The sequence below is a fragment of the Acidaminococcus sp. CAG:542 genome (assembly GCF_000437815.1).
Lineage (GTDB): Bacteria > Bacillota > Negativicutes > Acidaminococcales > Acidaminococcaceae > Acidaminococcus.
In genome coordinates this window covers 12,822-20,978 of sequence record NZ_FR902059.1, presented here as the reverse complement: position 1 = coordinate 20,978, position 8,157 = coordinate 12,822, and the positions used below count along the sequence as shown (strand labels likewise).

The window sequence follows — 8,157 nt, the reverse complement described above, 5'->3', positions numbered from 1 at the left end:
CGAAGGCCGGACTCGAACCGGCACGCTTTTAGGGCGCTTGATTTTGAGTCAAGTGCGTCTGCCAATTCCGCCACTTCGGCAAGCGTGATGGGTATCACAATAAAATTATTTTAGCATGGGGTTGGAACCATTGTCAAGAGAAAAAAGGGCTTTACTTTCCCTGGTCCGTGTCCACCAGGGTTTCAGCTCCCAGACGGACGGGGCCGCCGATGGTGAGGGAAATGATTTCTCCGTCTTTCCAGTCGGCCTCAATATCGATCCGGCCTCCTGGTTCCTGGAGGGTGGCGGCCAGGGACCGTTTCTGACGATGGGCCAGGGCGGCAGCCACAGCAGCAGATCCGCTGCCGCAGCTTTTTTCGTGGTACAAGGTACCGGTAGCGGATACATAGACAATGGGGATCACTTTCAAGGTGCTGATTTCCACCAGCATCAGCCCATAGGCTTCCGGTTCCGTTCCCCGGGAAATTTCCCGCTGGAGAGAATAGAACAGCTGGTCCTGGTCCACTTCGTCCACATTCAGGGTAAAATACACATAATGGGTGATCCCGGGCAGGACCACTTCCTGGCATTCCACACTTTCCCGTTCATAAGAAAGACGAATCTTCCCAATGGACAAAGGGGGCGGCAGCTGAACTGTGGCATCGTAGAGATTTTCCCGGATCTTTTTGGCAGAAACCGGGAGGGGAGTGGGACAGCCGCTGCAGGTGACCTGATATTCTCCTTCTTTCTTCCCCTGGTAGAAGAGGGCACAGGCACCGGCAGAACGGGTGGCATTTCCGCAGAATTCCCCACCCATCATCTCCACCTGGGGCTGGTCTTCCTTAAAGGAAAGACACCCTACCTGCTCCACAGAAGGGTCAAGGGCCAGCAGCTGCCGGTTCAGTTCTTTACGGTTTTCCTGAGGGACCGGATCCAGCACATACAAGGTTATGTTGCCGCTGGGATCGGCCTGAATGGTACGGACTTTCATAGCAACTTCCTTTCTTGGAAAAGAACCATTTATACAACGAATTCTTAAAATACTCTCATAATTAAATCCTATATTTTATATTATAGCGATTTGCCCTGTATTATACAAGGGAAAAAGCGGACTTTTGAGTAATTTCTGAAAACAACAAGGCGGGAGGTTTTTGTGTTAGAATAAGGAATGTGTTTTTTGCCAATCTACTTTAATGATACAGGAGGTTTCATTGTTGCATTACCGTAAATCTTTATGGAGTTGGCTCTGTGCCGGACTGTCCCTGCTGCTTCCCCTGGGAGCCCAGGCTTCGGTCCAGGATCTGGCCTGGCAGGATGGGGTGCCGGCCTATGAGGAAGTAAAAGGGACCATTACCCATGACGGTCCCAAACTGATTTTTTCCGACAGCCCGGAAATGGTGGGAAAAATCGGGATCATGTACCGGGATACGGTGGAGGGGCCGGTGCGGCTTTTCTTTCATCATGTAAACGACACCCGTACGGACAAACGGCTGGCGGTGCTGCTCCGGCGGACTACCTTGCGGCCCAGCCTGGTTAACTTGGGGAAGAACGGAATCTCCCGTCCCAATGAGGACTGGCTGGAAGCCGGGAAGGAAGCCCAGGAACGGTATTACAGTTCCACCCCCAACGGCCGGAAATTCTTCCTCAGCGGGCCCCGGGATATCCTGAACAACGGGAAGGGGTACATTCTCCATCCTCAGGAACTGGTCACCGGGATTGTGGATCTGAATTTTGAAAGACCGGTGGAAGTTTCCTTTATCATGATGCCGGTGGATGCGGATCCAAGGGTATCTGCGGAAGTCTATTCCATCCTGCCCCCTGATGAAGGAGGCCATGTGCTCCGGGGTACTTTTGAAGGGGCCAATGTCCATGTGACCCTGCAGGATGCTTTTGATACGGACAAGGGAACCATCTGGGGCCTGGAACTGGCAGACGACAACAAGGATCCCTATGTACGGGGCATCGATGTGACCCGGAATGAACCGGTGGTCAACTATGGGAACTACGGGGTCATGTACGACGTGAATTTCCGGACCCGGGGCAAGAATGATGCTCAGCTCCGGTTCAATCCCTATGGGGGCGCCTATGCTGGGTTTGGAGTACTTACCGCTCAGGGGGAAACTGCCCGGTACATCCGGATCCCGGATAACCGGCTGTCCTTTGGCTGGAACCATGACGGGGAAACCATGAAACTGGGGACGGTACCGGCAGGGAAAAGCGCTTCCTTCTACTTCTCTCCCCCCGGTTCTTCCAATCTTCCGGTGAGGATTTTCTGGGAAGGGAAGCATGATTCTCAGGTACAGAAGAAATCCGGACGGGTGCGGACGGCAGAACAGATCCTGGCAGAACGGTTGGCCCGGAAGGAACAGAACAAAACACAGACTAAAAGAAAATAATTATTAAAAACCCTTGACTATTTTCTAGGTTTGTTGTACTATATGGGTGTCAGGAAATGACAATGAAAAAAAGGGTACAAGACAGTTCCCCGGAAGGGGGAACAACAGAAAAAAAGGAGGATTTGACAATGGCTGAATTGAAAGGTTCTCAGACTGAAAAAAACTTATGGACTGCGTTTGCAGGTGAATCCCAGGCTTACAATAAATACGGGTATTATGCCAGTGTAGCAAAGAAGGAAGGGTACGAACGGGTAGCCAAGAACTTCCTGGAAACTTCCGGCAACGAAAAGGAACATGCCAAGATCTGGTTCAAGGCTCTCCATGGTGGCTCCATCCCTGATACGGTGGAAAACCTGAAGGATGCAGCAGCCGGCGAAAACTACGAATGGACTGAAATGTACAAGGAATTCGCAGAAACCGCTGAAAAAGAAGGCTTCAAGGATCTGGCTTACAAGTTCAAAGCCGTGGGCGCCATTGAAAAGCACCATGAAGAACGGTACAGAGCTCTGCTGAAGAAAGTGGAAGATGGCACCATGTTCCAGCGCAGCGAAAAGACCGTGTGGATCTGCTCCAACTGCGGCCATATCGTGGAAGCGGAAAAAGCACCGGAAGTATGCCCGGTCTGCGCTCATCCCAAATCCTATTTCATGGTTAACTGTGAATGCTTCTGAGCCTGAAAAAAGCCCCCGGGAAGGGGGCTTTTTTTTATGCTCAGTGATTGGTCAGGCCAAGCTCTTTCAGCATTTCCATATCGTCTTTGATGGTGGTGCCGCTGGTGGTGAGCATGTTGCCGGTAATGGAAGCGGAGGCTCCGGCCAGGAGGGCAGTGGCTCCGTTTTTGGGCAGCAGCTTCCGGCCGGCAGCCAGACGGATATTGGCGGTGGGGTTGATGAACCGGAAGATGGCAATGGTCCGGAGGATGTCTTCTGCAGGCAGGGGCTTCCGGCCTTCCATACCGGTGCCGGGAATGGCCATCAGGGCGTTGATGGGAATGGATTCGATCCCCAGGCTCTGGAGGGTAAAGGCCATGTCCAGCCGGTCCTGCCAGGTTTCGCCCATGCCGATGATGCCGCCGGAGCATACGCACATGCCTTCCGCCTGGGCAGCTTTGATGGTGCGGATCCGGTCGTCAAAGGTGTGGCTGGTGCAGATCTGGGGGAAGTACCGCCGGGAGGTTTCGATGTTGTGGTGGTAACTGGTGACCCCGGCTTCCCGGAGACGGCGGAACTGTTCCCGGCTGATGATGCCGTGGGAGGCACACAGGTCGATGGTCAGGTCCTTTTTCATGGCTTTGTAGATATCCAGGGCCTTTTCAAAATCCTTCCCGGTAAGAGCCCGTCCGGAAGTGACCATGGCGAACCGGTTGGCACCGGCATCCTGGTCGGCTTTGGCGGTTTTCATCACTTCTTCTTTGGACAGGAACCCGTATTCTTCACAGCCTGTATGGTGGCAGGCGGCCTGGGCACAGTATTTGCAGTTTTCCCCGCAGCGGCCGCTCCGGGCGTTGATGATGGTGCAGAAATCCACATGGTTGCCGCAGAAGTGCTTCTGGAGCCGTCCGGCTTCCTGCTGGAGTTCGGCCAGGTCCTGGGTCAGAAGGTCCTGGACTTCCGGGTCTTCCGGTTTCAGCCGGTACCCGTCCATGATCCGGTCGGTCAGTTCGCGCAGTGCTTCTATCTTCAATGATCTCATCCCTTCTGGTATAATATGCTTATCATTATAAAGAATGAGAATTTTGCGGTCAACTTTTTTAAATAAGAGGTTAACGCAAAATAAAAACAAAGGAGGAAGAATCATGGAACTGCTGTTTATCTATATGGACGGGTGCCCTTACTGCAAACTGGCCGGGGAGGTACTGGAAGGTCTGTATGCCAGCCATCCGGAATACAAAAAGATCCCCCTGGTGAAGGTGAACGAAAACCGGGAACCGGAAAAACTGAAGGGCCGGAAGTACTACTACGTGCCCACTTTCTTCTATGGAGAAGAAAAAATCTACGAGGCCCAGCCGGGAGATGGCCGGGAAAAGATGGAAAAGATTTTGGGAGATTTTTTCAAAAAGGCTGTCGATTGATGAAAATGAGGTGCTGCCCAGGCAGCACCTCATTTTCATTCCATCAATATTTTCCTGCATGTTTCATTTTTCAGGATCATTTTCAGCAGCAGAGTTCCCAGGACGGTGACGCTGAGGAATTCTCCTGCACCGATGTAGATCATGGCGGCCCCCAGGGACAGATCCGGGGGCAGGGCGGCCAGCACGTCCAGCTCTGCCCCGATTACCACTCCGTTGCTGATCACCGGGCACAGGGAAGCCAGCAGGGGACTTTTCAGCCTGTGCATGGGCCAGATCCCCAGGAAGGTGGCCAGGGTTCCCAGGACCATGTCCGGCAGGCCGAAGGGACTCCCCAGGTTGGCCAGGAAGCAGCCGGCGGTGAGCCCGGGGATCCATTTCCTACTGCAGAAGGCCAGCAGGGTGAGACATTCGGATACCCGCACCTGGACAGGCCCATAGCTGAAAGGGGCCAGGCCCAGGGTCAGGGCTGCATAGATGGCGGCCAGGAGGGCATTCCGCAGGAGCCAGACCGGAGGGTTCACTGGTCTTCTCCCAGGGCACGGGCCTTCAGTTCCCGGTATTTCCGGGAACTGAAGGGCTTCAGCTGGGACTCCCGGTGGTCATAGCCATAGGCCCGTTTGGAAATGGCCAGGATGGGGGGAGCCTGGATCCGCTTGGCCACAGCCAGACCGCAGAACAGTTTCCACCACCGTTCCAGGTCGGCAATAAAGGACCGGGCATCCGGGAACAGCTCCGCCACCAGTCCCTTTTCACAGCCCAGGTGTTCTTCCAGGGTGCCTTCCAGGTACCAGGTCAGCAGTTCTTCCGGAGAGGTCTTGGTCCAGCTTTCCACAAAGGCCTGGAGCAGGTAATCGTGGTAGGGATACACCAGAGGGTCCCCGCCGTTGCCTACGGTCTGGGCAGCGGACAGTTCCGCACTGGGTTTGATCCGGAAGATTTCTTCCGGGATCACTTCCCGCCGGAACACTTCCTCATTGAGGTACCGGCCCAGGGCATAGACCTGGTGTTTCCACAGGTCCCCGATGAGTGCCAGTACCCCGGCAATGTCCCCGTAGAAAGTGGCATAGCCCACGGTCATTTCCGCCTTGTTGGAGTTGCAGGAGAAACCGCCGCCGAACAGGGAAGCCAGACCGGCCAGTACCCGGGCGCCCCGGTCCCGGGCCTGGATGTTTTCCGCTGCAAAGGGGGTGACTTTCAGATGGAAGTCCTCCCCGGAGGTGTAATCGTGGATGGGCGTACTGTTGAACTGGAGGATGGTCTTTTCCACCACTTCCTGGATGGGGAGGATGGCGTAATTGGCCCCCAGGGCTTCCGCCATTTTCTGGGCCAGGCTCTTGGTCAGTTCCGAGTTGAACTGGCTGGGCATGTTCACCAGCAGCACGTTTTCCGGTCCCAAAATGTCCACGTAGAAAGCGGCGGTAACGGCAGAATCGATGCCCCCGGACACCCCGATGGTCATTTTCCGGATCCCCAGCTGGTCTAGGAACCGGGAAGCCCCGTACCGGAGGGACTGATAGATTTCCTGGGCGTCGGAAAGGGAGGGCTGGAGTCCCCGTTCCCCCTGGAGCTCCCCGGTGTCCGGGTTCCACCGGCTTATCAGCAGGTCTTCCTGGAAGGCAGGCGAATCGGTGATCATCCGGCCCCTGGCATCGTACATGCAGCTGCAGCCGTCGTAGGTGAACACGTCTTTCCCGTTGTTCTGGATCCCCACATTGTTGCAGTAAACCAGGGGAATGCCTCCCTGCCGGGACTGGCGGACGAACAGATCGTGGCGCTTCCGGTTCTTGTGGAAGGTATAGGGGGAACAGGACAGGTTGCAGAGGATCTGGGCTCCGTTCTTTTCCAGCAGTTCCGGCACATTATAATGGTAGTTTTCCGTCCAGCCGTCTTCGCACAGGAGCACTCCCAGCTTCAGTTCCCGGCCCCGGATGGTGACGGCCACCGGCTTTACCAGGTCTTCCATGGTGACCTGGCCACCCAGTTCCGGCAGCAGTTTGGCGGTGCTGTGGAAGTACCGGCTGTCGTCGAATTCCCGGTAGTCAGGAAGGGAGGTTTTGCTGATGAAAGGATAAGGCAGTCCCCCCTGGAGCAGCTTTCCGTCCTGGGCCACAAAGGCGGCGTTGTATTTCCGCACCCGGCCGTCTTCGTTGACCTTGGCCGGATCGGCAGCGATGTTCCCGAAAATCACGCACAGGCCCTGGCTGGCGGCGATGATCTCTTTGCCCCAGGCTTCACAGTCCCGGATAAAGGCGCTCTGTTCCCACAGATCTCCCAGCAGATAGCCTGGAACCATCAGCTCCGGCAGGAGCAGGATGTCCACCTGATTTTCCCGGGCGCTGGCTATGGCCTGGAGGGCTTTCCGGGTGTTGGCTTCCGGATTGCCCGGTTCGATTTGGATTTGTGCACAAGCAATTTTTACGTCCATTTGTCTCTCGCTCCATAAATTGATATAATGAACAGAACTAAACTGCTTCCATTATAGCAAAAGGGGACCGGATAGGAAAGGCGGACCCTGGGGGAAGGCTGAAATGCGAACAAAGAAAATATTTGACTGGTAAATGTTGCGTATATACAGCTCTTATGCTATGATACGAGGTGCGATATGCAGAAAGTAGGGGGGACTATGTTATACATTAGTACAAGAGGGAAAACTGATATGGTGAGCTCCGCTCACGCCATTTCCAATGGCCTGGCTGCTGACGGGGGACTGTTCGTGCCCAAGGAATTTCCGCCCATCAGCATGGCGGAAATCGATGCCATGCGGGAAGCACCCTACAGTGCCCGGGCACTGACGGTGCTGGCCCGGTTCCTGACAGACTACAGTGAAGAGGAACTGAGACACTGTGTGGAAACGGCCTACAGCAAGGAACGGTTCGGGGATTTCCCGGCTCCGCTGCACCTGCTGAAAGACAACCTGGACGTACTGGAACTGTGGCATGGCCCTACTTGTGCGTTTAAAGACATGGCCCTGCAGATCCTGCCCCTGTTCCTGACCAAGGCGGTCCAGAAGACCGGGGAACAGAAGAAACTGGTGATCCTGGTGGCTACTTCCGGGGATACGGGGAAAGCGGCCATGGCCGGGTTTGCCGATGTGCCGGAAACGGAAGTCATCGTATTCTATCCCCAGGAAGGGGTCAGCGACATCCAGAAGCTCCAGATGGTGACCCAGAAAGGGGCCAATGTCCATGCGGTGGCGGTGGAAGGGAACTTCGATGACGCCCAGACCGGGGTAAAGATCCTGTTCGGCAGCCGGCCTCTGGCAGAAGAACTCCAGGCCCACGGCTGTGCCTTCTCTTCGGCCAACTCCATCAACTGGGGACGGCTGGTGCCCCAGATCGTGTACTATTTCAGCGCCTATGCGGATGCGGTGAACAGCGGCCGGATCGAAAACGGCGCACCGGTGAACTTCGCCGTGCCCACCGGGAATTTTGGGGACATCCTGGCCGGGTTCTATGCCAAACTGATGGGGCTGCCGGTGAACAAGTTCATCTGCGCCTCCAACAGCAACAATGTGCTGACAGACTTTATCAACACCGGGGTATACAACCGGAAGCGCCCCTTCCACAAGACCATTTCTCCTTCCATGGATATCCTGGTTTCCAGCAACCTGGAACGGCTGCTGTTTGAAGAAACCGGCCATGATGCGGCCCAGGTGGCGGAATGGATGAAGGAACTGAACGAAAAAGGCGAATACAAGATCAGTACTGAACT

Annotated in this window: 8 protein-coding genes; 4 read left to right on the top strand and 4 right to left on the bottom strand. The window is 55.2% G+C overall.

The window, feature by feature from the left end:
* Positions 1-151 precede the first annotated feature (151 nt).
* Positions 152-970: a hypothetical protein gene (locus tag QVO43_RS04730; protein ID WP_022487431.1), complete on the bottom strand. Its 819-nt coding sequence runs from the start codon at positions 968-970 to the stop codon at positions 152-154.
* A 223-nt stretch (positions 971-1,193) separates the two neighbouring features.
* On the opposite strand from QVO43_RS04730, the gene QVO43_RS04725 reads away from it, so the two are divergent.
* Positions 1,194-2,375 (top strand): copper amine oxidase, encoded by a 1,182-nt coding sequence (locus QVO43_RS04725; RefSeq protein ID WP_154488426.1) that lies wholly within the window; start codon positions 1,194-1,196, stop codon positions 2,373-2,375.
* A 128-nt stretch (positions 2,376-2,503) separates the two neighbouring features.
* The gene (gene rbr / locus QVO43_RS04720) at positions 2,504-3,046 is read left to right on the top strand and encodes a rubrerythrin (protein WP_022487429.1); all 543 of its coding nucleotides are present in this window, start codon (positions 2,504-2,506) and stop codon (positions 3,044-3,046) included.
* Positions 3,047-3,086: 40 nt separating this feature from the next.
* On the opposite strand, the gene bioB is transcribed toward rbr, so the two are convergent.
* Complete coding sequence (bioB, locus tag QVO43_RS04715) at positions 3,087-4,067, bottom strand: biotin synthase BioB (protein ID WP_229778500.1); 981 nt, start codon at positions 4,065-4,067, stop codon at positions 3,087-3,089.
* 103 nt (positions 4,068-4,170) lie between these two features.
* Between bioB and QVO43_RS04710 the strand changes: the two genes are divergently transcribed.
* Positions 4,171-4,446 carry a hypothetical protein gene (locus QVO43_RS04710; RefSeq protein WP_022487427.1) on the top strand — a complete coding sequence of 92 codons (276 nt, stop codon included), beginning with the start codon at positions 4,171-4,173 and terminating at the stop codon, positions 4,444-4,446.
* Positions 4,447-4,481: 35 nt separating this feature from the next.
* Here the strand turns inward: QVO43_RS04710 and QVO43_RS04705 are convergent, their stop codons facing one another.
* The gene (locus QVO43_RS04705) at positions 4,482-4,967 is read right to left on the bottom strand and encodes a QueT transporter family protein (protein WP_022487426.1); all 486 of its coding nucleotides are present in this window, start codon (positions 4,965-4,967) and stop codon (positions 4,482-4,484) included.
* Entirely contained in the window at positions 4,964-6,871 is a 1,908-nt protein-coding gene (gene nadE / locus QVO43_RS04700; protein WP_022487425.1) for an NAD(+) synthase, read from the bottom strand. Before nadE ends, QVO43_RS04705 begins: the two co-directional genes overlap by 4 nt.
* Positions 6,872-7,069: 198 nt before the next feature.
* Between nadE and thrC the strand changes: the two genes are divergently transcribed.
* Positions 7,070-8,157 (top strand): threonine synthase (gene thrC / locus QVO43_RS04695; protein ID WP_288174533.1); only part of this gene is annotated, 1,088 nt, incomplete at its 3' end.

Coding starts and splice junctions, on each gene's coding strand:
- QVO43_RS04730 (WP_022487431.1), bottom strand. CDS start 970: ATGAAAGTCCGTACCATTCAGGCCGATCCCAGCGGCAACATAACCTTG.
- rbr (WP_022487429.1), top strand. CDS start 2,504: ATGGCTGAATTGAAAGGTTCTCAGACTGAAAAAAACTTATGGACTGCG.
- bioB (WP_229778500.1), bottom strand. CDS start 4,067: ATGAGATCATTGAAGATAGAAGCACTGCGCGAACTGACCGACCGGATC.
- QVO43_RS04710 (WP_022487427.1), top strand. CDS start 4,171: ATGGAACTGCTGTTTATCTATATGGACGGGTGCCCTTACTGCAAACTG.
- nadE (WP_022487425.1), bottom strand. CDS start 6,871: ATGGACGTAAAAATTGCTTGTGCACAAATCCAAATCGAACCGGGCAAT.